This window comes from Streptomyces sp. SAJ15, from assembly GCF_007595705.1.
Classification (GTDB): domain Bacteria; phylum Actinomycetota; class Actinomycetes; order Streptomycetales; family Streptomycetaceae; genus Streptomyces.
This window is the reverse complement of record NZ_NISY01000013.1, coordinates 233,888-258,740: the sequence shown is the minus strand read 5'-3', so window position 1 is coordinate 258,740 and position 24,853 is coordinate 233,888. Positions and strand designations below refer to the sequence as shown.

General features: G+C 73.8%; 22 protein-coding genes. 6 read left to right on the top strand and 16 right to left on the bottom strand.

The features are described 5' to 3' along the window. Positions 1-111: 111 nt before the first annotated feature. From CD790_RS27430 to ctaD, 8 genes are all read right to left on the bottom strand, one after another. Positions 112-1,179 carry a glycosyltransferase family 2 protein gene (locus tag CD790_RS27430; protein ID WP_144386032.1) on the bottom strand — a complete coding sequence of 356 codons (1,068 nt, stop codon included), beginning with the start codon at positions 1,177-1,179 and terminating at the stop codon, positions 112-114. Then, complete coding sequence (locus CD790_RS27425) at positions 1,176-2,855, bottom strand: carbamoyltransferase C-terminal domain-containing protein (RefSeq protein WP_144386031.1); 1,680 nt, start codon at positions 2,853-2,855, stop codon at positions 1,176-1,178. The genes CD790_RS27430 and CD790_RS27425 overlap by 4 nt, the downstream gene beginning before the upstream one ends. A gap of 67 nt (positions 2,856-2,922) precedes the next feature. Beyond that, positions 2,923-3,888: a UDP-glucuronic acid decarboxylase family protein gene (locus CD790_RS27420; RefSeq protein WP_144386030.1), complete on the bottom strand. Its 966-nt coding sequence runs from the start codon at positions 3,886-3,888 to the stop codon at positions 2,923-2,925. 411 nt (positions 3,889-4,299) lie between these two features. Continuing rightward, positions 4,300-5,109, bottom strand: a complete 810-nt coding sequence (locus CD790_RS27415; protein WP_144386029.1) for an SDR family oxidoreductase — start codon at positions 5,107-5,109, stop codon at positions 4,300-4,302. A 127-nt stretch (positions 5,110-5,236) separates the two neighbouring features. Further along, the gene (locus CD790_RS34890; protein WP_186319264.1) at positions 5,237-5,428 is read right to left on the bottom strand and encodes a DUF2795 domain-containing protein; all 192 of its coding nucleotides are present in this window, start codon (positions 5,426-5,428) and stop codon (positions 5,237-5,239) included. Between the two features lie 173 nt (positions 5,429-5,601). Then, positions 5,602-6,711, bottom strand: coding sequence for a hypothetical protein (locus tag CD790_RS27405; protein WP_144386027.1), 1,110 nt, complete (start codon positions 6,709-6,711; stop codon positions 5,602-5,604). Between the two features lie 275 nt (positions 6,712-6,986). Then, a complete protein-coding gene (locus CD790_RS27400; protein WP_260867913.1) occupies positions 6,987-7,373 on the bottom strand; it encodes a hypothetical protein in 387 nt (128 codons plus the stop codon). Further along, a complete protein-coding gene (gene ctaD / locus CD790_RS27395; RefSeq protein ID WP_144386026.1) occupies positions 7,370-9,100 on the bottom strand; it encodes a cytochrome c oxidase subunit I in 1,731 nt (576 codons plus the stop codon). The genes CD790_RS27400 and ctaD overlap by 4 nt, the downstream gene beginning before the upstream one ends. 421 nt (positions 9,101-9,521) lie before the next feature. Between ctaD and CD790_RS27390 the strand changes: the two genes are divergently transcribed. Next, positions 9,522-10,085: a hemerythrin domain-containing protein gene (locus CD790_RS27390; RefSeq protein ID WP_144386025.1), complete on the top strand. Its 564-nt coding sequence runs from the start codon at positions 9,522-9,524 to the stop codon at positions 10,083-10,085. A 13-nt stretch (positions 10,086-10,098) separates the two neighbouring features. After that, a complete protein-coding gene (locus CD790_RS27385) occupies positions 10,099-10,776 on the top strand; it encodes a UdgX family uracil-DNA binding protein (RefSeq protein ID WP_144386024.1) in 678 nt (225 codons plus the stop codon). A gap of 207 nt (positions 10,777-10,983) precedes the next feature. Here CD790_RS27385 and CD790_RS27380 read toward each other — a convergent pair whose 3' ends face one another. From CD790_RS27380 to CD790_RS27340, 8 genes are all read right to left on the bottom strand, one after another. After that, positions 10,984-11,664, bottom strand: coding sequence for an ABC transporter ATP-binding protein (locus CD790_RS27380; RefSeq protein ID WP_144386023.1), 681 nt, complete (start codon positions 11,662-11,664; stop codon positions 10,984-10,986). Further along, positions 11,657-12,556, bottom strand: coding sequence for an ABC transporter ATP-binding protein (locus tag CD790_RS27375; protein ID WP_260867928.1), 900 nt, complete (start codon positions 12,554-12,556; stop codon positions 11,657-11,659). Before CD790_RS27375 ends, CD790_RS27380 begins: the two co-directional genes overlap by 8 nt. Positions 12,557-12,714: 158 nt before the next feature. Continuing rightward, complete coding sequence (locus CD790_RS27370) at positions 12,715-13,713, bottom strand: ABC transporter permease (RefSeq protein ID WP_144386021.1); 999 nt, start codon at positions 13,711-13,713, stop codon at positions 12,715-12,717. Further along, entirely contained in the window at positions 13,706-14,671 is a 966-nt protein-coding gene (locus CD790_RS27365) for an ABC transporter permease (protein ID WP_144386124.1), read from the bottom strand. Before CD790_RS27365 ends, CD790_RS27370 begins: the two co-directional genes overlap by 8 nt. A gap of 38 nt (positions 14,672-14,709) precedes the next feature. Beyond that, positions 14,710-16,299 (bottom strand): ABC transporter substrate-binding protein, encoded by a 1,590-nt coding sequence (locus CD790_RS27360; RefSeq protein WP_144386020.1) that lies wholly within the window; start codon positions 16,297-16,299, stop codon positions 14,710-14,712. 119 nt (positions 16,300-16,418) lie between these two features. Beyond that, a complete protein-coding gene (locus CD790_RS27355) occupies positions 16,419-17,561 on the bottom strand; it encodes an acyl-CoA dehydrogenase family protein (protein WP_260867911.1) in 1,143 nt (380 codons plus the stop codon). 107 nt (positions 17,562-17,668) lie between these two features. Next, entirely contained in the window at positions 17,669-18,973 is a 1,305-nt protein-coding gene (locus CD790_RS27350) for an acyl-CoA dehydrogenase family protein (protein ID WP_260867910.1), read from the bottom strand. Further along, positions 18,970-19,971, bottom strand: coding sequence for an NADPH:quinone oxidoreductase family protein (locus CD790_RS27340; RefSeq protein WP_144386016.1), 1,002 nt, complete (start codon positions 19,969-19,971; stop codon positions 18,970-18,972). Before CD790_RS27340 ends, CD790_RS27350 begins: the two co-directional genes overlap by 4 nt. Positions 19,972-20,279: 308 nt before the next feature. Between CD790_RS27340 and egtA the strand changes: the two genes are divergently transcribed. The 4 genes from egtA to egtD all read left to right on the top strand — a co-directional run bounded on the left by egtA (position 20,280) and on the right by egtD (position 24,780). Continuing rightward, positions 20,280-21,566: an ergothioneine biosynthesis glutamate--cysteine ligase EgtA gene (gene egtA / locus CD790_RS27335; protein ID WP_144386123.1), complete on the top strand. Its 1,287-nt coding sequence runs from the start codon at positions 20,280-20,282 to the stop codon at positions 21,564-21,566. Then, positions 21,563-22,942: an ergothioneine biosynthesis protein EgtB gene (gene egtB / locus CD790_RS27330; protein ID WP_144386015.1), complete on the top strand. Its 1,380-nt coding sequence runs from the start codon at positions 21,563-21,565 to the stop codon at positions 22,940-22,942. Before egtA ends, egtB begins: the two co-directional genes overlap by 4 nt. A gap of 123 nt (positions 22,943-23,065) precedes the next feature. Then, positions 23,066-23,821 (top strand): ergothioneine biosynthesis protein EgtC, encoded by a 756-nt coding sequence (gene egtC / locus CD790_RS27325; RefSeq protein ID WP_144386014.1) that lies wholly within the window; start codon positions 23,066-23,068, stop codon positions 23,819-23,821. Further along, positions 23,818-24,780: an L-histidine N(alpha)-methyltransferase gene (egtD, locus tag CD790_RS27320; protein WP_144386013.1), complete on the top strand. Its 963-nt coding sequence runs from the start codon at positions 23,818-23,820 to the stop codon at positions 24,778-24,780. Before egtC ends, egtD begins: the two co-directional genes overlap by 4 nt. Positions 24,781-24,853: the final 73 nt, after the last annotated feature.

Below are 24,853 nucleotides of genomic sequence, written 5' to 3'. Positions count from 1 at the left end.
GCCGGCTGCCGCCGGCCGGAGGACCGGAGGTCGGAGCGCGGTCGGCCCCGGGGGGCGAGGGCGGGCGCCTCCGGGGCCGGCCCGGGCCGGCCCGGTGGCCGTGGCCGGCGGTCATCGGGGCACCCGCTCGCGCGCCGGGCGGCGCCGCGTCCGCGGGGGTCGGGCGGATTCCGGCGGCCGGTCGGGGCGGACCCGGCGATGGCGGACCAGGCCCCGCAGCCAGTGGCCGGTGGCGGCCGGCGGGATCAGCGCGCTGGTGAGGAGCATGGTGGTGACCTCCGGCCGCGTCCGGGGACCCGGCGCGATCCGCGCCCAGCCCAGCTCGGCGGTGCCGGCTAGCCACAGGGCAGCGGAGAGCGCGGCCCCGCGGCGGCGGCCGGCGGCGGCGCACAGGAGCGCGGCGACGGCGGCGCCGGTGACGAGCAGATGGCCCGGTAGCCGGCCGCGGGGGGCGCCCGCCCGCCCCCACCAGTCGCGGCCGTGCTTACGGGTCATCAGCACGTCGTCGGCGTTGCCCGCCTGAAGTCGCACGGAGATCCACCGGTCGGCCGGGCGGACCGGGTGGGTGGTGCGGCGGCTGCCGGTGGTGAGGGACCAGCCGGCCTTGAGCACCCGCAGGGCGAGGTCGGCGTCCTCCCGGTAGGCGCGCGGGAAGCGCTCGTCGAAGCCGCCGACGGCGACCAGCGCGGCGCGCCGGTAGGCCATGTCGGCGGTGATCCAGCGGGCGGTGGCGAGTCCGGCGGTGTTGCGCTCCCAGTCGGTGGGTCTGCGCTCCGTCGGCAGCGGGACGCTGACGCGCCCGGCGACGCCCGCGGTGCGCGGCCCGGCGACGGCCAGGTCCGCGACCAGGTCCGCGGCCCACGAGGGGCCGGGCACCACGTCGTCGTCGAGGAAGACCACCCAGGTCGTCTCCGGGGCGGCCCGCCAGCCGGCGTTGCGGGCGGCGGCCGGGCCGGCGGCGCAGCCGGGGATGGTGTCGGTACGGTCGCGCAGCCGGAACGGGATCGGCGCCGGCAGCGCGTCGCACCGGTCCAGCGGGCGGTCGTCGACTAGCACCACGCGGTGGGGCAGCGGGCCGCGGCCCGCTGCCAGCGCCTCCAGGCAGTCGGCGAGGCTCGGTCTGCCGAGGGTGGGGATGACGACGACGTAGTCGGGGGCGTCGGTGTCGGCCGGGCTCATCGATCGGCCTCCCGCTCGGTCGCGGCGGCCGGGCCGGTCGTGAAGAGGCGGTCGCGTCGGACCGCGAAGGGCCCGATGGCCAGCAGGTCGACCGGGGTGGAGCCGAAGCACTCGAGGGCGTCCCGAGGGTCGTCGACCATGGGCCGGCCGGCCGTGTTCAGGCTGGTGTTGACGACGACCGGCAGCCCGGTCCTGCGTTCGAACGCGGTCAGCATCCTGGCCACCAGGGGCTCGTCGGCGGGGTCCACCGTCTGGATGCGCGCGGTGCCGTCCACGTGCACCACCGCGGGGATGCGCTCCCGCCACTCGGGGGCCACGTCGTGGACGAAGAGCATGTACGGGCTGGGCAGCGGGCCGTCGAAGATCGTGCCCGCCCGTTCGGCGAGCACCATGGGGGCCACGGGGCGGAACTGCTCGCGGCCCTTGACGTCGTTGAGCCGCTCCAGATTGCCCGGGTGCCCGGGGTGGGCCAGCAGCGATCGGTGGCCGAGGGCCCGGGGGCCGTACTCGGAACGCCCCTGGAACCACGCCACGATGGCGTTTCCGGCCAGCGCCTCGGCGACCGTCTCGGCGATGTCCGCCGGCCGTTCGTAGGGGACCCTGGCCCGCTTCAGCCAGGCTTCGAGCTCCGCGTCGGACCAGCCACGGCCCAGGTCGGCCCCGGGCATGGGCCGCGGCCGGTCGCCTCCGTCCGCCGCGTACAGCAGGGCGCCTCCCAGGGCCGTTCCGGCGTCACCGGCCGCCGGCTGCGCCCAGACCCGGTCGAACGGGCCCTCGCGGGCGATCCGCGCGTTGGCCACGCAGTTGAGGGCGACGCCGCCGGCCAGCGCGAGCACGCTGTCGTGGGTCCGGCCGTGCAGCCAGCGCACCAGGTCCAGCAGGGTCTCCTCCAGACACGCCTGGGCGCTCGCCGCGACGTCCGCGTGCGCCTCGTTCCAGGGCTCGTCGGGGCGGCGCGGCGGACACAACTCCGCCCAGGGCACCCCGGTCGCCCGGAATCCGCCGTCTCCGGTGGGGTGGACGTGGCGGCGGATCTCGTCCAGCATCCGCGGTCTGCCGTACGAGGCCAGCGCCATCACCTTGAACTCGTCGGAGGAGCGCAGAAAGCCGAGATGGGCGGTGAGTTCCTCGTAGACGAGGCCGAGCGAGTGCGGCAGCCGCTGTCCGTAGAGGGGCTCCAGCTTGTCCTGCACGCGACGGGCGGCCAGGTGTGAGGTGCTCTCCCCCCGGCCGTCGAGCACGAGCACCGAGCAGGACTCCGCGTCGGGCGCGGCGAACGCCGCCGAGGCCGCGTGCGCCATGTGGTGGGGCACGAAGCGCACCACGGCCGGGTCCAGGCCCGGCAGGGCGGCCTTCAGAAAGCCCGGGGCCTGCGCGGCGTAGGTGAGCCGCAGGTGGTCCCAGGGGTCGTCCAGGCCCATCTCGTCGGCCGGCCTGGCGAGCGCGGGATCGAAGGAGTAGATCACCGCGTCCAGGTCCCCGGGACCCAGTCCGGCCTGTCGCAGGCACCAGGCGGCGGCCTTCTCCGGCATCTCCCAGGCCGAGAACGGAACGGGGCGCTTGCCGTGCTTACGCCTGGAGAATCGTTCCTCCTCGGCGGCGCAGACCGTCCGACCGTCGACGACCAGGGCGGCCGCGGGGTCGTGAAAGAGGGCGTTGATGCCGAGGATGCGCATGGGTTCAGCGCCTTTCGTCGTATGCGTCGGGCGTCGTGGCCGCGGGGCCGGCCGGCGGACGGGCGGGTCAGCCGTCGAGCCGCTTCCGGAACCAGTCGATGGTGCGCCGCAGGCCGTCGCGGTGGCCCACGCGCGGCTCCCACTGGAGCTTGCCGCGCGCCAGGGTGATGTCGGGGCACCGCACCGCCGGGTCGTCCGTCGGACGTTCGATGAAGGTGACCGTGGAGCTCGAACCGGCCAGCTCGATGACCGTGTGGGCGAGCTCCAGCATGGTGATCTCCGTGGGGTTGCCCAGGTTCACCGGCCCACGGAGGTCTGAGGCGGCCGCGGCCAGGATGCCCCGCACGGTGTCGTCGACGAAGCACAGGGATCGGGTCTGCCGTCCGTCACCGGTGACGGTGAGGGGCTCCCCGGCCAGCGCCTGCCGGATGAAGGTGGGGACGGCGCGGCCGTCGTGACCGCGCATCCGCGGTCCGTAGGTGTTGAACAGACGCACGATGCCCGTGTCGGTCCCGTGGCTTCCGGCCTCGGCGGTGGTGAGGGCCTCGCCGAAGCGCTTGGCCTCGTCGTAGACGCTCCTCGGGCCGACCGGATTGACGTTGCCCCAGTAGGTCTCGTTCTGCGGATGCTGCTGCGGGTCGCCGTAGACCTCGGACGTGGAGGCGAGGAGGAAGCGCGCGTCGTGGGCGCGGGCCAGCGCCAGGGCGTTGCGGGTGCCCAGGCTCCCGGTCTCCAACGTGTGCAGCGGCAACCGCAGATAGTCGGCCGGGGAGGCGGGTGAGGCGAAGTGCAGGACGAGGTCGACGTCGTCGCGCCCGGCGTCGAGCCGGTCGGCGACATCGGCCTCCACCAGGGTGAAGCCCGGCCGGTCGCGCAGGTGGGCTATGTTCTCCGGCGCCCCGGTGCTGAAGTCGTCCACACAGGTCACGGCCGTGCCGTGATGCAGAAGGGCGGTGCACAGATGGGAACCGACGAAGCCCGCGCCGCCGGTGACCACGGCGTGACGCCATATGCCGGAAAGTGCGGTGTCCATGTCGTCTCCTCCGGTCTCCCGGCGGTCTCCCGAGCCTGTCGTGCACCGGGCGCCGCCGGGGCCTCGGCTCCCCTCAGCCTGGAGGCGAGCACCGGGCGCCGCGACTCCGCGTCGCCCGTTCGGGGGAGGCAGCACCCCGGCGCCGACCCGCGCCGAGGACCGGCCGGCACCCGAAACGCCGCGGCGCCGAACCCGTTCACGCGGACGCGACGGCGCCGGTCGGCGGCCGCCGACACGCCGGAACGCCGCGGGGTGGGCGGGGACGCCGCGTGGTGAACCGGGGCGCCGCGCGGGGGCCTGGCCGGCACCGAAGAGGCCGCGCGACGGAGCGGCCGACATGCGAGGGCCCACGCCGAGGCGCGCGTCGGGGGCCGGCTGGCGGCCCGGGGCCGGTCCCTGGGCGGCGGAGGATCAGGGGCGGCGCCAGGAGTCGTCGGGCAGGTGTGAACCGGCCATGGGACCCATGCGCAGCATCCCGCCGTCGACGGCCCATGAGGCGCCGGTGACGTAACCGGCCCGCTCCCCCGCCAGGAAGCCGATCACGGCGGCCACCTCGCGGGCGTCACCCGGCCTGCCCAACGGCACACCGGGACGGTGGACGGTCGTCACGTCGACGTCCTCCTGACCGGTCATCGGGGTGGCGATCTCGCCCGGCGCCACCGCGTTCACCAGAATCCGGTGTCCGGCGAGTTCGAGCGCCATCACCTGGGTGAGCAGCCCCAGACCGCCCTTGGCCGCGCAGTACGGCGCGGCGCCGACGCGCGGCTGGTGCTCGTGGACGCTGGTGACGTTGATGATGCGCCCGCCGTCGCCCTGCCGGATCATGCGACGGGCGGCACGCTGTCCGCACAGGAACGGGCCGAAGAGGTCGACGTCGAGGACCTCCCGCACCGTGTCGGGGTCGAGGTCCAGGAAGGCGGTGGCCGTCCCCGTGCCGGCGTTGTTGACGAGGACGTCGATCCGGCCCAGCCGGTCGGCGAGCCGGTCGATCGCGGCGGTGTCCTCCGGTAGCCGGGTGAGGTCCATCCGCTCCAGCTCGCAGCGCCGGCCCAGGACCCGCACCTCCGTGGCGGTCCGCTCCGCTCCGGGTTGGTCGCTGTGCCAGGTGACGCCGATGTCCATGCCCTGGTCGGCGAGCGTGACGGCCGTGGCCCGGCCGATTCCGGAGTCGGCCCCCGTCACCACGGCCACGGGGTGCGCCGCACGGGTACCCGTCGTCATCGTGCCTCTCCTTCCCTGGCGGTGACGTCGTGGGCCACGGCCGTCCGGGCGCGGCACGCCCGGACGGCCGTGGCGTTCCGGTCCTGGGGCCCGACGGGCGGGCTCCGGGACCCGGACGCCCCTCGGCTCAGGAGCCGAAGACCTCTTCCTGGACCTGGGCGGGGCTGTCGAAGCGGTCCCGCTTCGCGTCGTGGAGCTTCTTCACGATCTGTTGATCGGCTCCGTTCTTCTTGGCCAGCTGCTCCAGCTCGCGCTTGTCGCTGGGGTAGTGGGCTCCCTTGAGGGCCTTCTGCACCTGGGTGGGGTCGGTGGCGGCCATGCTTCGCTCCTTTGCGCTTGGTTTCCCTTGTCTGATTTCCCTTGCCCGATTTCCCTTTGTCCGGTTTGTCGTTTGTCGTTTGCCTTCCGGTTTCCGTGTCTCGTGGACGATCCCGGCCACGAGGTCTCGAGGGCGACGGCGCATACGGCGTGCCGCGCGGTGCGCCGGCCGCGTCACGCGTGGCGCAGCAGTGTCCCGACACCGTCGCGCAACGCCAGCGTGTCCTGGGGCACCACCGTCAGTTGGGCGCCCGTGCCGACGGTGGACCACAGCAGGGCGTCTCCCGCGTCCTCCTCCCGGATGGTGGAGGACCGGAACGCCTCCAGCTCGCCGGGCGTCGAGGCGATCTGCCCCGGCTCGGTGCCGACGAAGAGAGGCGAGGGAAGCCGCGGAGGGTCGTTGAGCAGCACGGTGTCGGCCTGGCCGCGCTGCAGGGCGGTGACCACGGCGCTCATGCCCTCCGAGGTGTCCGGGCGCCGTGCCCGCTGCGCCTGGTAGCGCTCCAGCCGCTCGTGGTCGGACTCCCTCAGACGGCCGGTGAGCAGCCCGCTCAGTTCCTGTTCCAGCAGGGCCCGCCCGCTCTCGGGCGGGGATGGCGTCGGGTCCGTGGGGGCGACGCTCCGGACCACGCGCCGGCCGTGGGGCACCCGTGCGGAAAGGCGGTTGACCAGCGCTCCCTGAAGCCGCTCGTTGCCCGGATCGGCGCCGACCACGATCGCCTCCGCGTCCGCCTGGCCGGCCAGCTCCGCCAGGCGCCGGACGATGCCCGGCAGCTCCAGCCGCCAGTCCTCGACCGCGACCCGGAGGAGGTCCGAGGGGCCCGGGAGAGCCCGGCTCATCGGCCAGCGTCCGCTCTCCACCTCCACGACCACCTCTTCCGCGCCGTCGGCGTCCGGGGGCACCAGCCGTTCGAGCACGATGGCCGTGTAGGGGATGTCGGGCGCGTACTGCACAGCCACGGGCAGGGCGTGTGGCAGTGGTCCGAAGCGCGCCACGTCGCGTGGCGGGGGCTCCGGCAACTCCTCGACCAGCACCAGCCGTCCACGCGTCGCGAACAGCGCCTGCCCGTGCCGTCCCGCCACCTCGCGGTCGGCGCCCGCCGCGTCCGCCAGGGCGTCGACGGTGGCCGCGTCCGCGCCACCGGCCACCAGGTCGTCGCGCAGGTGCCTCCACCGCAGGGCGATCGCCTTGTCCGGGTCGTCGATGTCCCGCGAGGTGTCCAGATACACGCTGGCCCAGGGACCGGGCTGCTCGTAGAGCCGATCGAGGAAGGACAGCTGCACGGAAACCTCCCCGTCCCTGACCACCACGGACCGTCCTCTCCGGCCCGCCGCAACGGGCCGTCGAAGAGGCCGTCGAAGGCGCCTCCGCTCCCGGCGCCGGCGCCCCTCCCTCCACGCTCGCACGTCCTTCGGACCCGCGCACGACGAAGGCCGCTCCGGTCCCGGCACCCCACGGCGACCGCCGCCTCGGGGGGGCTCCAACGCCGCGTGCGGGGACCGGCACGGCGGGCGGCGGAGTGCGTCCGGCCGCCTGCCGGCGGGGCGTTGCGAGCGGGTCAGCGCAGCGTCATGACGAGCGCGATGCCGGTGGCCAGGAAGGACACGCTGATCAGCACCCCGGCGCAGAGCGATTTCAGCCGGCCTTGCAGCGCCTCGTAGCGGTCCGCGTACTCGCGTCCCAGGTCGTCGCGTCGCTGCGCGAGCTCGCGCAGCAGGGTGCGGGAGAGCTCCAGGCGTGCCTTCGCGAAGCGGCGCACGACCTCTTCGTGCTGCGCGGCGGTGAGCCAGGGCATGCCTCGGGCGAACGCCTCGGCTTCCTTTCGTGCGTTGCCGATCTCGCCCTGGCAGTACACATATGTCTCCAGCTGGGCGAGGCCCCTCGGGGCGTCGGCCGCCGCCTCCCGCCGCCGCGTCTGGCGCGCCCGACGCCTCCGGCGCGTCACTTCCCCCGCTCCTCGTCTCCCAGCGGCGGCGCCAGGCCCTTCCCCGGTTCGACGACGTCTCGATAGGCGACGTTCTCCAACCGCTCCAGGGCGGCCACGTCCGGGTGGTGCAGGTCGAAGGCGGGCGACTCGCTGCGGATCCGGGGCAGGGTGAGGAAGTTGTGCCGGGGTGGCGGGCAGGAGGTGGCCCACTCCAGTGAACGGCCGTAGCCCCACGGGTCGTCGACGTGGACCTTCTTCCCGTACTTCGTGGTCTTCCAGAGGTTGTAGAGGAACGGAAGGGTGGACAGGCCGAGGAGGAAGGAACCGATGGTGGACAGCGAGTTGAGGGTGGTGAACCCGTCGACGGAGAGGTAGTCCGCATAGCGGCGGGGCATTCCCTCCGCGCCGAGCCAGTGCTGGACCAGGAACGTGGTGTGGAAGCCGATGAACAGGGTCCAGAAATGCATCTTCCCCAGCCTTTCGTCCAGCATCTTTCCCGTCATCTTGGGCCACCAGAAATAGAAGCCCGCGAAGGTGGCGAAGACGACGGTCCCGAAGACCACGTAGTGGAAGTGGGCGACGACGAAATAGCTGTCCGTGACCTCGAAGTCCATGGGAGGCGAGGCGAGGATGATTCCCGTCAGACCGCCGAAGAGGAAGGTGACCAGGAATCCCACGGACCAGAGCATGGGCGTCTCGAAGGAGAGCGACCCCGTCCACATGGTGCCGACCCAGTTGAAGAACTTGACTCCGGTGGGCACGGCGATCAGGAATGTCATGAAGGAGAAGAAAGGGAGGAGCACGGCACCGGTGGCGAACATGTGGTGCGCCCAGACGGTGATCGAGAGCCCGGAGATGGCCATGGTGGCACCCACGAGGCCCGCGTATCCGAAGATCGGCTTCCTGGAGAACGCCGGAAAGATCTCGGTGACGATGCCGAAGAACGGCAACGCGATGATGTAGACCTCCGGATGGCCGAAGAACCAGAACAGGTGCTGCCACAGCAGGGCCCCGCCGTTTTCGGGGGCGAAGACCAGCGATCCGAACTTGCGGTCGGACTCCAGCACGAGCAGCGCGGCGGCCAGGACCGGAAACGCGAGCAGCACCAGGATCGACGTCAGCAGGATGTTCCAGGTGAAGATGGACATCCGGAACATCGTCATTCCGGGGGCGCGCATGCACACGATGGTGGCGATGAAGTTGACCGACCCGAGGATCGTGCCGAAGCCCGCGAGCGCCAACCCCATGATCCACATGTCGGCGCCGATCCCGGGGGTGCGTACCTCGCCGCTGAGCGGCGTGTAGGCGGTCCATCCGAAGTCCGGGCCGCCGTCCGGGGTCACCAGTGAACCGAGGACGATCAGCCCGCCGAAGAGGAACAGCCAGTACGACAGCATGTTCAGCCGGGGGAACGCCACATCGGGGGATCCGATCTGCAGGGGCATGACCGCGTTGGCGAACCCCGCGAAGGTGGGCGTGGCGAACAGCAGAAGCATGACCGTGCCGTGCATGGTGAAGGCCTGGTTGAACTGTTCATTGGAGATGATCTGCACACCGGGCCGCGCCAGCTCGGCCCGCATCAGCAACGCGAGAACTCCACCGAAGAGAAAGAAGATGAATGAGGTGATCAGATAGAGGTGACCGATTTTCTTGTGGTCGGTGGTCGTCACCCAATCGACGATGATCGCTCCCATGCCGGGCCGCTCCCGAACAGGGGCCGCCGTGTGCTCCGCGGTCGTCGACATGAGATCTCTGCCTTCCTGTGGGTCGAACACCCCATCGCGTCACCCGAGGACATCGGGATGCGGTTTCCCTTCATGATGACGGCATGTGCTCGCGGCGTGGATCGCGAACGCCCTGCGCGTATGGGTGATGCGCCGTCTCCTCACCCCTCGTCAGAGTGAAGGATCTCCGTGAATTGACGGGCCCGAGACCGACCGGTCCGCGCCCGCGGCGGAATTGGCTGACGGGGCCGGCGAAAGGAGGCCATCCGGGTGGAAGGCCGGGCTGGGCGCGGTCAACGGCGCGGGAGGGTGGGAGGTATAGCGGCTGAGTGCCGTCAGCACCTCCACGAGGTGCGGTACGACGCGACTCCGAGCAGGAGACGAAAGAGCTCGTGCGGAAAAGCTGATTTCCGTCCGGAAACAACGAGAGAGCAGGCTGACCATGGGGCACGGCGGAAACGTCATCGCGGAGTTGACTGCTGACCACCGCGAGGTGGAGTCGCTCTTCGAGCGGATCGGGGCGCTGCCGGCGGGAGACGGCGAGCGGCGGCGCCTGGCCGATCAGCTGACCATCGAGTTGGTGCGCCACTCCGTGGCGGAGGAGGAGTACCTCTACCCCGCGGTGCGCCGCTACGTGGACGACGGCGACGACCTGGCCGACAAGGAGATCGACGACCACAGCGCCGTGGAACGCATGCTCAAGGAGCTGGAGGGCTGCGACGCGGAGGACACCCGTTTCGACTCGCTGATCAACCGGCTGAAGGAAGCCGTGACCACGCACGTCGCCGACGAGGAGAGTCGCCTCTTCCCGCTGCTGGCCGAGTCCTGCTCCGCCGACCAGCTCGACAAACTGGGCGACAAGATCCGGCGGGCCAAGAAGATGGCTCCGACCCGGCCGCACCCCGCGGCCCCCGACACCCCGCCCGCGAACAAGCTGCTCGCTCCCGGGGCCGGCATGGTCGACCGCGTGCGCGACATGCTCAGCGGACGCGGTCGGCAGGGCTGACCCCGGGAACCCCATGGCGGACGTCGAGGGTGAGGACGGGGCGGAGCCGGAGGAGGCGTACTCCGCCGAGCCGTTCGTGCCGCGCAGGGGCGGGCTGACCGCGCTACGGAAGGCGGCCGCGGAGTGTCGGGGCTGCCCGCTGCACCGGGAGGCCACCCAGACGGTCTTCGGGGAGGGCGACGCCGGCGCGCGGATCGTCCTCGTCGGCGAGCAGCCGGGCGACCAGGAGGACCGGCGCGGGCGGCCGTTCGTCGGCCCGGCCGGCGGGGTGCTGACGCGCGCCCTGGAAGAGGCGGGGATCGACCCGGACCAGGCGTACGTGACCAACGCCGTCAAGCACTTCAAGTTCACGCTCGTCCCCGAGCGCGGCAAACGCCGTATCCACAAGACCCCGAACCTGCACGAGCTGACGGCGTGCAGGCCGTGGCTCGGCGCCGAGCTGCGACTGGTCGACCCCGAGGTGATCGTCGCGCTCGGCGCCACGGCCGGCAAGGCGCTGCTCGGCCCCTCGTTCCGGGTGACGCGACAGCGCGGGATGCTGCTTCCCTGCCCGGCCGTGGACGGCTACGCGCCGTCGGGCGAGTGTCTGGTGGCGACCATCCACCCCTCGGCCGTGCTGCGCGCGGACGACCGTGAGGCGGTGTACCAGGGCTTGGTGGCCGACCTGAGGGTGGCGGCCGAGCTGCTGTGACGACGCACCGGCCCCGGCCGGGTGGGGAGGGCGGCACACGGCGCGCGCCGCCCTCCTCCTGTCGGCCGCCTGGGACTCGCGGTCAGTCGCCCCGGCGGATCAGGTCGGCGGCCTTCTCTCCGATCACGACCCTCGGGGCGGGGCAGCGGCTCGTCCACGCGGAGGCACTCTCACGAGGCGACACCGGCGGGGACATCGGCCGAAGGTTCATCCGCGGGATGCTCGGCAACCGTCTGCCGACAGGGAACTCCAGGCGACCTCACGGTCGCACCAGCGGTCCAGCAGCGCGGGGTCGTGGCCGACGGCGAGCAGCCCGGCGCCGGTCTCGCGGCGGTACTCCTCGACCACGGCGACGAGCGCGGCGGTGGTCGACGCGTCCAGCATCGCGGTCATCTCGTCGCAGACCAGCCAGCGTGGGCGGAGCACCAGGGCCCGTGCCAGACAGGCGCGTTGCAGCTGTCCGTCGCTGACCTCGTGCGGTCGCCGGGCGAGCAGTTCGGCGGAGAGCCCGACCGCGTCGGCGAGTTCGGCCACCCGCGCGGTGGCCTCCGCGCGCCGGCCGGTGGCGCGGAGCGGCTCGGCGATCAGGGCGTGCAGCGACAGTCGCGGATCGGCGGAGAGCCGCGGCTGCTGGAAGACCACCCCGTAGGCGGTGCGCTGGGCGCGGGGGGCGCGGTGCCGCCAGCCGCGCACCGGCTCCCCGTCGAGGACGACGGTGCCCGCGTCCGGGCGGTGCAGCAGGGCGGCGACCCGCGCCAGCGTCGACTTGCCGCAGCCGCTGGGGCCGAGCAGCCCGACCGCCTCACCGGGGGCGACGCTCAGCGACACGCCCCGGACGACGGGGGCCCGCCGGTCGTATCCGGCGGTGATCTCGCGGAGCTCAAGCACGGGCGGCCTCCATGGCGTGGTGGCAGGCGACGCCGTCGCGCGGCGCCGGGAGCGTGCCGCAGACCTCGGTGGCCCGGTCGCAGCGGGCGGCGAAGGCGCAGCCGGCGGGGAGCGCGCCGAGCTCCGGCGGCATGCCGGGGATCGGCGTGAAGTCCCGTTCGGGGAGCGCGGCGAGCAGCCCGCGCGCGTACGGGTGGCGGGGGCCGGGGGTGCCGAAGAAGGCGGTCGCGTCGGCGATCTCGACGACGCGACCCGCGTACATGACCGCCACCCGGTCCGCGATCCGCTCCGCGGCCGCCAGGTCATGGGTGATGATCAGCAGCGCCCGTCCGTCGTCGGTGTGCCGGCGCAGCTCGTCGACGGTGTGCTCCACCAGGTCGCGGTCGAGCCCCGTCGTCGGCTCGTCGGCGAGCAGCAGGGGCGCGTCGCCCACCAGGGCGAGCGCGGTGGCGGCGCGCTGGGCCAGGCCGCCGGAGAGCTGGTGCGGATAGCGGTCCAGGTGGTCGGCGGGGAACGCCGCCCGCGCGGCGGCCGCCTCGGCGGCGGCCCGTAGCTCCGCCCGCGCGGTGCCGGTCAGCTCCCGTACGGTCTCCTCCAGCTGCGCGCGCACGGTGCGCACCGGGGTGAGGTGGGCCGCGGGGCTCTGCGGCACCAGGCCCACCCGGCGGCCGCGCACGGTGCGGGCCAGGGTGCGCTCGTCGGCGGCGAGCAGGTCGAGCCCGTCCAGCAGGGCGCTGCCCGCCGTCTGGGCGTTGCCGGGCAGCAGCCCGAGCAGCGCCGAGGCGAGCACGGACTTGCCGCAGCCGCTCTCGCCCACCAGCGCCAGGCACTCCCCCGGCGCCAGGTCGAAGCCGACCCCGCTCACGGCCGCCACATGCCGGCCGCCGCGCATCCGGAAGCGCACGGACAGGTCGCGCACGCTGAGCACGGGCGCGCCCGACACCGCCTTCAGGGGGACGTCGTCTCCGGGGGCGCCCTTCGCGGCGGCACTGTTCACGGGGGCTCCCCGCGCGGGGCGCTCCTTCGCGGCGAGGCGCCGGGACGGGGTCATCACAGCATCAGCTCCGATCGCCGGCGCGGGTTGATCCGCTCCCGCCAGGCGCCCGCGAGGCCGGCGATGGCGAGGGTGGGGACGATGATGAACAGGCCCGGGAACAGCGTCGGCCACCAGTCACCGGCGAGCAGCGAGCCTCGCGCGCTCTGCACCATCGTGCCGAGGCTCGCCTCGTGGGCCGGCAGCCCCAGCCCGAGGAAGGAGAGCGCCGACTCGTGCCAGATGGCGTGCGGGACCATGAGCACGGCGGCGAGACCGGCCTGCGGAGCGACACCGGGGAGCAGATGGCGCACGGCGACGCGCCAGCGCGAGGCGCCGCCGGAGATCGCCGCGTCGACGTACGGGCGCGAGCGCAGCGAGAGCACCTCGGCACGCACGATCCGGGCGGTGGACAGCCAGTGGGTCAGCGCCACGGAGGCGATCACCGGCCAGATGCCCGGCCGGAACATGGCGACCACGAAGATGCCCAGCAGCAGATGGGGCACCGAGGAGAAGAGGTCCACGAGCCGCATCAGCAGCCGGTCGGCCCAGCCCCCGAGGGCCCCGGCGAGGGCGCCGATCGCGGTGCCGACGAGCGTGGCGACCAGCGCCGCGACCACGCCCACCAGCAGTGAGACGCGCAGCCCGTAGACGCTGCGCAGCAGCAGGTCGCGGCCGACGTCGTCGGTGCCGAAGGGGTGCGCGGCCGACGGCGGCAGCAGCTTGGACGTCAGATCGACGGCCTGCTCGTCCAGCGGCACCAGCGCCGGCACCAACAACACCGCCAGCACCACGACCGCGACCAGCACGGCCGACACGCGCACACGCAGCGTACGGAAGCCGTCTCGCGCCCGGCCCCGGTCACGCCAGACCACCGGCGCCTCGGCGCCGGACGCGAACCCGGCCCCGGTGCCGGGCGCGGAGACCGTGCCGGGGGCGGAGACCGTGCCGGGCGTGGACGCCGTGCCGGGCGCGTCGGTGGTCTTCGCCGGCTCCCCGGGGAGGCGGTCAGCCATCGAACCCCACCCTCGGGTCGGCCAGACCGTACAGCAGGTCGGAGAGGAGATTGCCGGCCAGCACGGCGGCGGTGGCCAACACCGTGAGGGCGGCCAGCAGCGGGAAGTCGACACTGGTGGCGGCCTCGACGGTGGCGGAGGCGATGCCCGGCCAGCTGAAGACGGTCTCCACCAGCAGCGCCCCGGTGATCAGCTCGGGCACCCGGGAGCCGACGAGGGTCAGCACCGGCAGCAGTCCGCTGCGCAGGGCGTGCCGGAGCACCACGGTGCGCTCGCTCAGTCCGCGGGCGCGGGCGCCGCGCACCGGGTCCTCCTCCAGCGCGTCGCCGACGCCCTGCCGCACGTACAGCACGAACCACGGGAGCTGGGAGACCGCCAGCACGGCGGCGGGCAGCACCAGATGGCGGGCGACCTGGTCGGCGGTGACGATGTCGCTGCCGGTGTCGGTGAGGCCGCCGGCCGGGAGCGCGCCGAGCCTGAGCGCGAAGAACCAGACGGCGAGCAGCCCGATCCAGAACGGCGGCGCCGCTTCGAGGGCGTACGCGGCGCCGGTGACCGCGCGGTCCAGGAGGCCGCCGCGACGGCGGGCCGCGAGCACGCCCAGCAGGGTGCCGAGGACGAGGGCGAGCGTGAAGGCGACCGCGCACAGCAGCACGGACCAGCCGATGCGCTCGCCGATGACCTGGGAGACGGGCTGGCGCAGCGCGCTGGAGTCGCCGAGGTCGCCGTGGAACGCGGCGGTGAGCCAGCGCCACCAGCGGACGGTGAACGGGTCGTCGGCGTGCAGGTTGACGCGGAGCTGGTCGAGGGTGTCCTGCCCGGCGCTCAGCCCGGCCGACCCCGCGTAGGCGCGCGCGGGGTCGAAGGGCGACGCGGCGGCGATGGCGAAGACGCCGAAGGTGACGGCGAGGAGGACCGGGACGGCGAACAGCAGCCGCCGCCCCGCCATGCGCGCCATCGGCCCCCAGGGCAGCCGGGGGCCGGTCTGGCGGGGCGTCACCTCTTCGGCGCCCAGTCCTCGACGTCCCACCACGGGCCGGCCCCCAGGCCGTGGTCGTGCGGCTCGACCTGGGTGCTCGGGCCGTCCCAGGCGTCCCGCATCACATAGCGGTGGTCGACGTGGGTGAGGAAGACATAGCCGGGGTCGTCCTCGAGCTCGCGCTGGACGGTGTCGTAGGCGCGCTTGCGCTCGGCCTGGTCGCCGCTGCGCCGGCCTTCCTCCAGGGCCCGGTCGACGTCGGGGTTGGCGTAGCGCGCCATGTTGTTGAAGCCGTCGCCGGCGAGGGCGGAGTGGAGCAGGTTGTACAGGTCGAAGTCCGGGTCGGCGGGGTTGCCGCCGCCGGCGAGCACCGCGTCCTTCTTCATCCGGGGCTCGATGACCTCCCAGGTGCCGCTCTGCACGGTCGCCTTGATGCCGGCCTTCTTGGCGTCGGCGGCGAAGGCGAGGGCGTGTTCCTGGCGGAGCTTGTCGCCGGAGGGGTACCAGAGGGTGAAGGCGGCGGGCTGTCCGTCCTTCTCCCGGACGCCGTCCTCGCCGGGCTTCCAGCCGGCCTCGTCCAGGATCCGCTGGGCCTGGGCGAGGTCGTGTGCGCGCTCGGTGCCCTTGGCGAACCACCGGCTGCCGCCGGGCACCGGGCCGTAGGCCTCCGTACCGGCGCCTTCGAGGATGGCGTCGACCATCGCGCGGCGGTCCACGGCGAGGTCGAGGGCCCGGCGCACCGCCGTGTCGCCGGTGACCTCGTTGTCGGTGGGGAGGGTGACGGCGCGGAAGTCGGTGGTCTTGGCGGTGATGGTCCGCTTGCTCTTGTCCTTGGCGAAGGTCTTGGCGAGGTTGGGCGGCAGGATCGCGCCGTCCAGGTCGCCGGAGCGCAGCCGGGTGGCGCGCATGTCGTCGTCCTTGATGATCGCCATGGTGAGCTTCTTCACCTTCGGCGTGCCGCCCCAGTAGTGCGGGTTGGCCTTGAAGCTGATCTTCTCGCCCTTGCTCCAGTGGGTGAGCATGTACGGGCCGGTGCCGACGGGCGCGGTGTTGAAGGGGCCGGTGTTGACGTTCTGCCCGCCCGCGGCGTGTTCGGGGGCGATGGGCAGCACGGTGCGCTCGGCGAAGGCCGCGTAGGGGTACTTCAGGGTGAAGACCACGGTGTCGTCGCCCTTGGCGCGGACCGACTCGATGGCGTCCAGCTCCCCCTTGGAGGGGTTGTTGGTCTTCTTGTCGAGGATGGTCTGGTAGGTGAAGACCACGTCGTCGGCGGTCAGCGGCTCGCCGTCGCTGAAGTTCACGCCCCGGCGGAGGGGGTACGTGTAGGTCCGGCCGTCGTCGGAGACCTTGGGCAGGGCGGCGGCGAGGGCGGGGACGAGCCTCATCCCGGCGTCGTGGCGGAGCAGCCCCTCGAAGATCTTGGAGTTGCCGTCCTTGCCGAAGCCGAGGAGGGGGTTGAGGGTCTCCGGTTCGTTGGCGATGCCGACGACGAGGGCCTCGGTGCCACCGCCCTTGCTGTCACTCGGCGTCGAGCAGGCCGTGGCGCCCGCCAGTAGAGTCGCCGCCGTCACCGCGGCGGCCACCGTCCGTATCGTCCGGGCCGTCATGCCCCCACACCCCTGCTGAAGATCTTGCTTTATTGCGAACAGTTTGCAATTAAACCTCACGGCCAGGGGTGGGCCGGCACCGGGCCGGAAAGCTCCGGGTCGGTGCCGGCCTGAGCGTTTCAGCTGGTGGGGGACGGGATGCCGACCAGGACGGCGAGGCGCTCGCGATGCCGGCCGGGGGTGCCCAGCGCGATCTCCGCACTCTTGGCGCGCTTGAGGTAGAGGTGCGCGGGGTGTTCCCAGGTCATCCCGATGCCACCGTGCAGTTGGACGCACTCCTCGGCGGCGTGCACGGCGACGCGGGCGCAGTACGCCTGTGCGACCGCGACCGCCACCGGGGTGTCGGGGCTGTCGGCGGCCAGCGCGTCGGCCGCGTTGCGGGCCGCGGCCCGCGCGGAGACCAGCTCCAGCCAGAGCGCGGCCATCCGGTGCTTGAGCGCCTGGAAGGAGCCGATGGGCCGGCCGAACTGGTGCCGCTCGCGGGTGTGCCGCACGGTCTCCGCCAGGCACCACTCGGCGAGGCCCAGCTGTTCGGAGGCGAGCAGCCCGGCGCCGGTGAGCAGCGCGCGGTCGACCGCGGCCGCGGCGCGTTCCGCCGGCGCCAGCCGCCGGGCGGCCGCCCGGTCGAGGTCGACGGTGGCGAGCGGGCGGGTGAGGTCCAGGGAGGTGACCGGGGTGGTCCGGACCCCGGCGGCGTCCGCGGCCACGGCGTACAGCCCGCTGTCGGCGGGGACCAGCAGCGTGCTCGCGCCGATCGCCCCGGCCACGCCGGTGACCCGCCCGGTGAGTCGCCCGTCGGCGTCGGCCCGTACGGTCGGCCGCGGCGCGCCGCCGGGGGCGGTGGAGAGCGGCACGGCCAGGGCGGCGGTGGCGCGGCCGGCGGCGAGCCGGCCGAGCAGACCCCGCACCTCCTCCTCCGCCTCGGGGTCGCAGCCGAGCAGGGTCCGCACCGCGAGGACGGCACTGGTGAGGTACGGCAGCGGTGCGACGGAACGGCCGAGCTCCTCCAGGACCACGGCCGCCTCCCGCGCGGTGGCGCCCTGCCCGCCCAGCTTCTCGGGCACCAGCAGCCCGGCCGCGCCGATGTCGCGGCCGAGCGTGTCCCACAGCGGGGCGTCGTACGGGCGTCCCGCCTCGGCCGCGGCGAGCACGGCGGCCGGCGGGCAGCGATCGTCGAGCAGTGCCCGCACGGCCGCCCGGAGGTCCTCCTCGGCCTCGGAGTAGAGCAGGTCGGCGGGGTGCGGAGTCCCAGCCCGGGGCACGTCGGGGCGAAGTGCGTCGGCTCGGGGTGCTTCGGGGCGGTGGGCTTCGGGTCGGGGGGTTTCGGAACGGGGCGCGTCGGAACGGGACGCTTCCGAACGGGGCGTGCTCATCGCGGCAGGTCCTTCCATGGGACGTCCTTGTCGGCGCGTGGCTCCGGCGGCAGCCCGAGCACCCGTTCGGCGACGATGTTCAGCAGCACCTCCGAGGTGCCGCCCTCGATCGAGTTGCCCTTGGCGCGCAGATAGCGGTAGCCCGCCTCGCGCCCGGTGAAGTCGACGAGTTCGGGGCGGCGTAGTGTCCAGTCGTCGTAGCCGAGGCCCTCTTCCCCGAGCAGCTCGACCTCCAGTCCGCTGATCTCCTGGTTGAGCCGGGCGAAGGCGAGCTTCATGGCCGACCCCTCGGGACCCGGCTGGCCGTGGGCGAGCCGCTGGCCGAGCCGCTCGCCCGCCAGCCGCGCGACCTCGGCCTCCACCCACAGCCGCAGCAGGCGCTGATGCAGGTCGTGGGTGCGGAGTTCGGGGCGGTCGCGCCAGGTGTCGGCGACGATGCCGATCATGCCACCCTCGCGCGGGACGCGGCCGCCGCCGATGGCGACCCGCTCGTTCATCAGGGTGGTCTGGGCCACCCGCCAGCCCTCGCCGACCGGGCCCAGCCGCGCGCTGTCGGGGATCCGCACCCCGGTGAGGAAGACCTCGTTGAACTCGGCCTCGCCGGTGATCTGCCGCAGCGGCCTGACCTCGACCCCGGGGTGGGTCATGTCGCAGACGAAGTACGTGATGCCGCGGTGCTTGGGCAGTTCGGGGTCGGTGCGGGCGATGAGGATCGCCCAGCGGGCGAGGTGCGCGCTGGACGTCCACACCTTCTGGCCGTCCACCACCCAGTCGTCGCCGTCCCGTACCGCACGGGTGGCGAGCGCGGCGAGGTCGGAGCCGGCGCCCGGCTCGCTGAACAGCTGGCACCACACCTCCTCCCCGGTCCACAGCGGGCGCAGCAGTCGGCGGCGCTGCTCGTCGGTGCCGTAGCCGAGGATGGTCGGGGCGGCCATGCCGAGTCCGATCCCGATCCGGCGGGGCTCGTTGTCGGGGGCGCCGGCCGCCGCCAACTCCGCGTCCACCACGGTCTGGAGGGCGCGCGGCGCGCCCAGTCCGCCGAGGCCCTCGGGGTAGTGCACCCAGGCCAGTCCGGCGTCGAAGCGGGCGCGCAGGAAGTCGAGCCGAGGGGTGGTCGCGGGCGGATGGGCGGCCAGCAGCTCGCGCACCCTGTGGCGCGCCTGGTCTGCGTCGGTGCCGCCGCCGTCGACCCCACCGACATCGGCACCACCGCCGTCGACCCCACCGACATCGGCACCACCGCCGTCGGCTCCGCCGCTCGGCCGCGGGTTGTCGTGGGTCATCGCCTCGTCGTGGGTCATCGCGCCTCCCCCGACAGGCCGGGGACGACGACCACGCGGCCGGTGGTGGCGCCGTCGGCGACCCGTTGGACCGCGTCGGCCGCCGCCTCCAACGGGACCCGCTCGCTGACCAGCGGGGCGATGGCGCCCTGTGCGGCGAGCTTGGTCAGCGCGTCGTGGCAGGCGCGCACCGCGGCCGGGTCGTGGGTGTTGTAGAGCCCCCAATGCAGGCCGAGGATCGCGTAGTTCTTGATGAGGACGTGGTTGAGCGGCGGGGCGGGGACGGTGCCGCCGGCGAAGCCGACGACCACGATCCGGCCTTCGAAGGCCACGCACTTGGTGGACTGGGTGAAGGCCGTGCCGCCGACCGGGTCGTAGACGACGTCCGCGCCCCGACCGCCGGTCGCCTCCTTGACGGCGGAGACGACGTCCTCGGCGTGTCGGTCGACGACCAGGTCGCAGCCCAGTTCGCGGGCGGCCCGCGCCTTCTCGGCGCCGCCGACGACACCGATGACGGTGGCCCCGGCCGCCTTGCCGAGTTGTACGGCGGCGCTGCCGACACCGCCGGCGGCGGCGTGCACCAGCAGCGTCTCGCCGGCCTGGAGCCGGGCCCGGCGGTGCAGCCCGAACCAGCCGGTCTGGTAACCGATGTGGAGCGCGGCGGCCTCGGCGTCGTCCAGCGTCTCCGGGGCCGGCAGCGCGCTCGCGGCGGACACGGCGGCGCGCTCGGCAAAGCCGCCCGCGGGCAGCACGGGGGTGGCCAGGACGCGCGCCCCGACCTCGCCCCGCGCCCCCTCGCCGACCGCGAGGACCTCGGCGCACAGCTCGACGCCGGGGGTGAACGGCAGCGGTGGCCGCACCTGGTACCGGCCTCGGCACAGCAGCGCGTCGGGGAAGTTCACATTGGCCGCCCGCACCCGCACCAGCAGTTGGCCGGGGCCGGCGACCGGCTCGGGCACGTCTTCCAGCCGCATCACCTCGCGCGGTTCGCCGTTCTCGTGTACTCGCCATGCCCGCATCAGATGGCCTCCCGCAAGCGGTCCTCGTGGCGCGCGGTGCCGCGCCGCGCGGCATACTAAGCGGTCGGTCGGCCTCTGGGGAACAGGCGCGTCGGAGCGCGCGGAGGCGTCCGGGACGCCGCCGGTCACGCAGGGTGCGCGTGTGGCTGCTGTCTCGCCCTGCGCCTCGTGAACTCTTGTGTAACTCTGTAGGCACTCTTGAGCCCGGCGACCATGGCACGTTTAGGTGGAGGACGGCATACCGGCTCGCACCCCGCGGGCCGATCACCGGGACGGGACAGGAGATGGCTGTGCCCGAGGACAAGGCGATGCGCGCCGCGATGCGGTCGGGCGGGATCTCGCCCGCCGAGGCCGACATGGAGGCCCATGTGCGCGGCATCTGCTTCAAGACCGGACCACCCCGATTCATCGGCATCGAGCTGGAATGGCTCATGCACGACCTGCGCGACCCGGCGACTCCCGTCGCCCCCGCCCGGCTGCACGCCGCGGTGGCCGCGCTGCGCGAACTGCCGCTGCGCTCCGCGCTCACCTTCGAACCCGGCGGCCAGCTGGAGCTCAGCTCCCGCCCCTGCGCCTCGCTCACCGCCTGTGTGGCCGACACCTCCGCGGATCTGGCCCTGGTGCGCGATCTACTGGCCCGCATGGGGCTCGGCATCGCCGGCCACGGCCACAACCCCTGGCATCCGCCGCGCCGGCTGCTCACCGACCACCGCTACGCCTCGATGGAGCGGTACTTCGACCGCTTCGGGACGGCCGGGCGCTCCATGATGTGCTGCACGGCCTCGGTACAGGTCTGCGTGGACGCCGGCCACGCCGAGCCGGGGCCGCTGGGGGTGGGGCGGCGCTGGCGGCTGGCCCACCTGTTGGGCGCGGTGCTGACCGCCGCGTTCGCCAACTCCCCTCTCGCGCGGGGGGTTCCCACCGGCTACCGCTCCACCCGGCAGGCCGTCTGGGCCGCCATGGACCCCGGCCGCACGCTCGCCCCGCCCGACGACCGCGATCCGCGCGCCGCCTGGTCGGCGTATGTGCTGGACGCGCCGGTGATGTTCATCCGCTCCGACCACGGGCCGTGGCCGTTGGCCGACGGGTTGACGTTTCGTCAGTGGGTGCGGCGCGGACGGCCCCGGCCGCCGGACATCGAGGATCTCGACTACCACATCACCACCCTCTTCCCCCCGGTCCGACCGCGTGGCCACCTCGAACTGCGCATGATCGACGCACAGTCGGGCGAGGACGGCTGGATCGTCCCGCTCGCCGTCACCGCCGCGCTCTTCGACGACCCCGAGGCGGCCGAGACCGTCTACCGCGTGGTCAAGCCGCTGGCGGAGACCGCCGGCGGCGCGCCGGCACCCCGCAACGCGCTCTGGCGCAACGCCGCCCGGCACGCCCTGACCGACCCCGAGTTGCACGCCGCCGCCGTGAGCTGCTTCGCCACCGCCCTGGAGGCCCTGCCGCGCATCGGCGCCTCGGACCGGATCCTCACCGCCGTCGCCGACTTCACCGACCGCTACGTCGCCCGTGGCCGATGTCCGGCCGACGATCTGACGGCCCCCGTCGCCGGGGCCGCCCCCACCGGGAAGGAGCGCCGGCCATGACCGCGCCCGAGGCCGCCACCCCCCACCAGACGCCCGCGGCCCCCGAGGGCTCCGCACCGCTCGATCCGGACGCCATACGGGAGCGGGCCGAGCGCGCGCTGCGCACCGCCCGCGAACGCACCCGCGCCCTCACCGACTGCGTCGACGAGCGCGATCTCACCGCCCAGCACTCCCCCCTGATGTCCCCTCTCGTCTGGGACCTCGCCCACATCGGCAACCAGGAGGAGCAGTGGCTGCTGCGCTCCGTCGGCGGCCAGGAGGCGCTGCGCCCGGAGATCGACTCGGTCTACGACGCCTTCGAGCACCCGCGCGCCACGCGCCCCTCGCTGCCCCTGCTGCCCCCCGACGAGGCGCACCGCTACGTCGGCGAGGTGCGCGGCCGGGTCCTGGACGTGTTGGAGCGCGCCGCGCTGCACGGCGATCCGCTGGTCGACGCGGGCTTCGCCTTCGGCATGATCGCCCAGCATGAGCAGCAGCACGACGAGACCATGCTCATCACCCACCAGCTGCGGCGCGGCCCGGCCGTCCTGCACGCGCCCCCGCCGCCGGGGCCCGTCGACGCCGCGCTGCCCGCCGAGGTCTTCGTCCCCGGCGGCCCGTTCACCATGGGCACCTCCGCCGAGCCCTGGGCGCTGGACAACGAGCGCCCCGCGCACCGCGTCGAGGTGCCGGGCTTCCACATCGACACGGTGCCGGTCAGCAACGCCGCCTACCAGCGGTTCATCGAGGACGGCGGCTACGAGCGGGAGCGGTGGTGGACCGCCGAGGGCTGGGCCCACATCCGTGAGCACGGGCTGCACGCGCCGCTGTTCTGGCGCCGCGAGGGCGACCAGTGGCTGCGCCGCCGCTTCGGGGTGACCGAGCCGGTGCCGCCCGCCGAACCCGTGCTGCACGTGAGCTGGTACGAGGCCGACGCCTACGCCCGCTGGGCCGGGCGCCGGCTGCCCACCGAGGCGGAATGGGAGAAGGCCGCCCGGCACGACCCGGACGCCGACCGCTCCCGGCGCTATCCGTGGGGCGACGCCGACCCCACCCCCGACCTCGCCAACCTGGGCCAGCGCCATCTCCAGCCCGCCCCCGTGGGCAGCTATCCGCGCGGCGCCTCGCCGCTGGGCGTGCGGCAGCTGATCGGCGACGTGTGGGAGTGGACGGCCAGCGACTTCCTGCCCTACCCCGGCTTCGCCGCCTTCCCCTACCGCGAGTACTCCGAGGTCTTCTTCGGCGGCACCCACAAGGTGCTGCGCGGCGGTTCCTTCGCCGTGGACCCCGTCGCCTGCCGCGGCACCTTCCGCAACTGGGACCTGCCCGTCCGGCGGCAGATCTTCTCCGGTTTCCGCACCGCGCGGGACGCGGAACGGGAGGCCCGCGATGCCTGACCCCCGCACCCCTTCGGGGGGCGCCGCGGCCCGACCGCGACGCCCGGAGGCCCGACGGCCCGCCCTCACCGGGCCGAGCCCGTCGCAGCACCGCGTGGACGACGTGCGAGGGAGGACGGACTGATGTGCCGACACCTCGCTTACCTGGGACCGGACGTGGCCATCGGCGAGGTCCTGGTGCGTCCGCCGCACTCGCTCTACCGACAGGCGTGGGCGCCCCGTCGACAGGTGCACGGGACGGTCAACGCCGACGGGTTCGGCGTCGGCTGGTACGCCCCGGGCGACCCGCGGCCCGCGCGATACCGCCGGTCCGGGCCGATGTGGGCCGACGCCTCGTTCGCGGACCTGGCCCGGGTGGTGCGCACGCGCGCGCTGCTCGGCGCGGTACGGGACGCCACCGAGGCCAGCGCCGACGGGGAGGCGGCCGCGGCGCCGTTCGCCGGGGACGACTGGCTGTTCAGCCACAACGGGGCGATCCGCGGCTGGCCGCACTCGCTGTCCCGGCTCGCCGCCGGGCTGCCGGCCGGCGAACTGCTCCTGTTGGAGGCGCGCTGCGACTCCGCGCTGGTGTGGGCGCTGCTGCTGCACCGGCTCCGGGAGGGCTACCCGGCGCCCGAGGCGCTGGCCGAGACCACCCGGGAGGTCGCGGCGGCCGCGCCCGACTCCCGGCTGAACCTGCTGCTCACCGACGGCGAGACCATCGCCGCCACCGCGTGGGGCGACACGCTCTGGTACCGCGCCGAACCGGGCCGGGCCGTCGTCGTCGCCTCGGAGCCGTACGACGACGATCCGCTCTGGACGGAGGTCCCCGACCACACCCTGCTCAGCGCCACCCGCACCGACGTACTCCGTACCCCGCTCAAGGAGCCCTCCGCGTGAGCCCGTTCAGCCTGACCCGCACCCTCCCGGTCGACACCACGTCCGCCGCGCTGCGCGCCGATGTGGCCGACGGCCTGACCCGCACCTCCAAGCAGCTGCCGCCCAAGTGGTTCTACGACGCGCGGGGCAGCGAGCTGTTCGACCGGATCACCGAGCTCCCCGAGTACTACCCGACGCGGGCGGAGCGGGAGATCCTCATCGAGCGGGCCCCCGACATCGCCGCCACCACCGCCGCCCGCACCCTCGTCGAGCTGGGCTCCGGCTCCTCGGAGAAGACCCGCTATCTGCTGCGCGCCCTGCCGCAGCTGCACTCGTACGTCCCGGTGGACGTCAGCGACAGCGCCCTGCGGCAGGCGGGCGAGGGGCTGCTGGCCGAGCATCCGACCCTGCATGTGCACGCCCTGGTCGCCGACTTCCAGGAGGGTCTGGAGCTGCCGGACACACCGGGCCCGCGGCTGCTGGCGTTCCTGGGCAGCACCATCGGCAATCTGCTGCCCCCGGAGAGGAACCGTTTCCTCACCGCCGTGGCCGATCTGCTGGAGCCCGGTGACGCGCTGCTCCTCGGCACCGACCTGGTCAAGGACGAGGCGACGCTGGTGGCGGCGTACGACGACGCCCAGGGGGTGACCGCGGAGTTCAACAAGAACGTCCTGGCCGTCCTCAACCGCGAACTGGGCGCCGACTTCGACTCCGCCGACTTCGACCATGTCGCCGTCTGGGACCCCGCGCACGAGTGGATCGAGATGCGACTGCGCGCCCGTGCGGCGCTCACCGTCAAGTTCCCCTCGATGGATCTCGCGGTGCACTTCTCCGCCGGGGAGGAGCTGCGCACCGAGGTCTCCGCGAAGTTCCGGCAGGAGAGCGTGCGGACCGAGCTGGCCGCCGCCGGGCTGGCGCTGCGCCAGTGGTGGACGGACCGCGAGGGCCGTTTCGCGCTGTCGCTGGCGGTGCCGGCGTAAGGCGTGGTCCCGGGCGGGCGGCCCGGGACCCGTCGCACGGCTCGACGCGGCCACGCCGTCCGGCTCCGCCGCC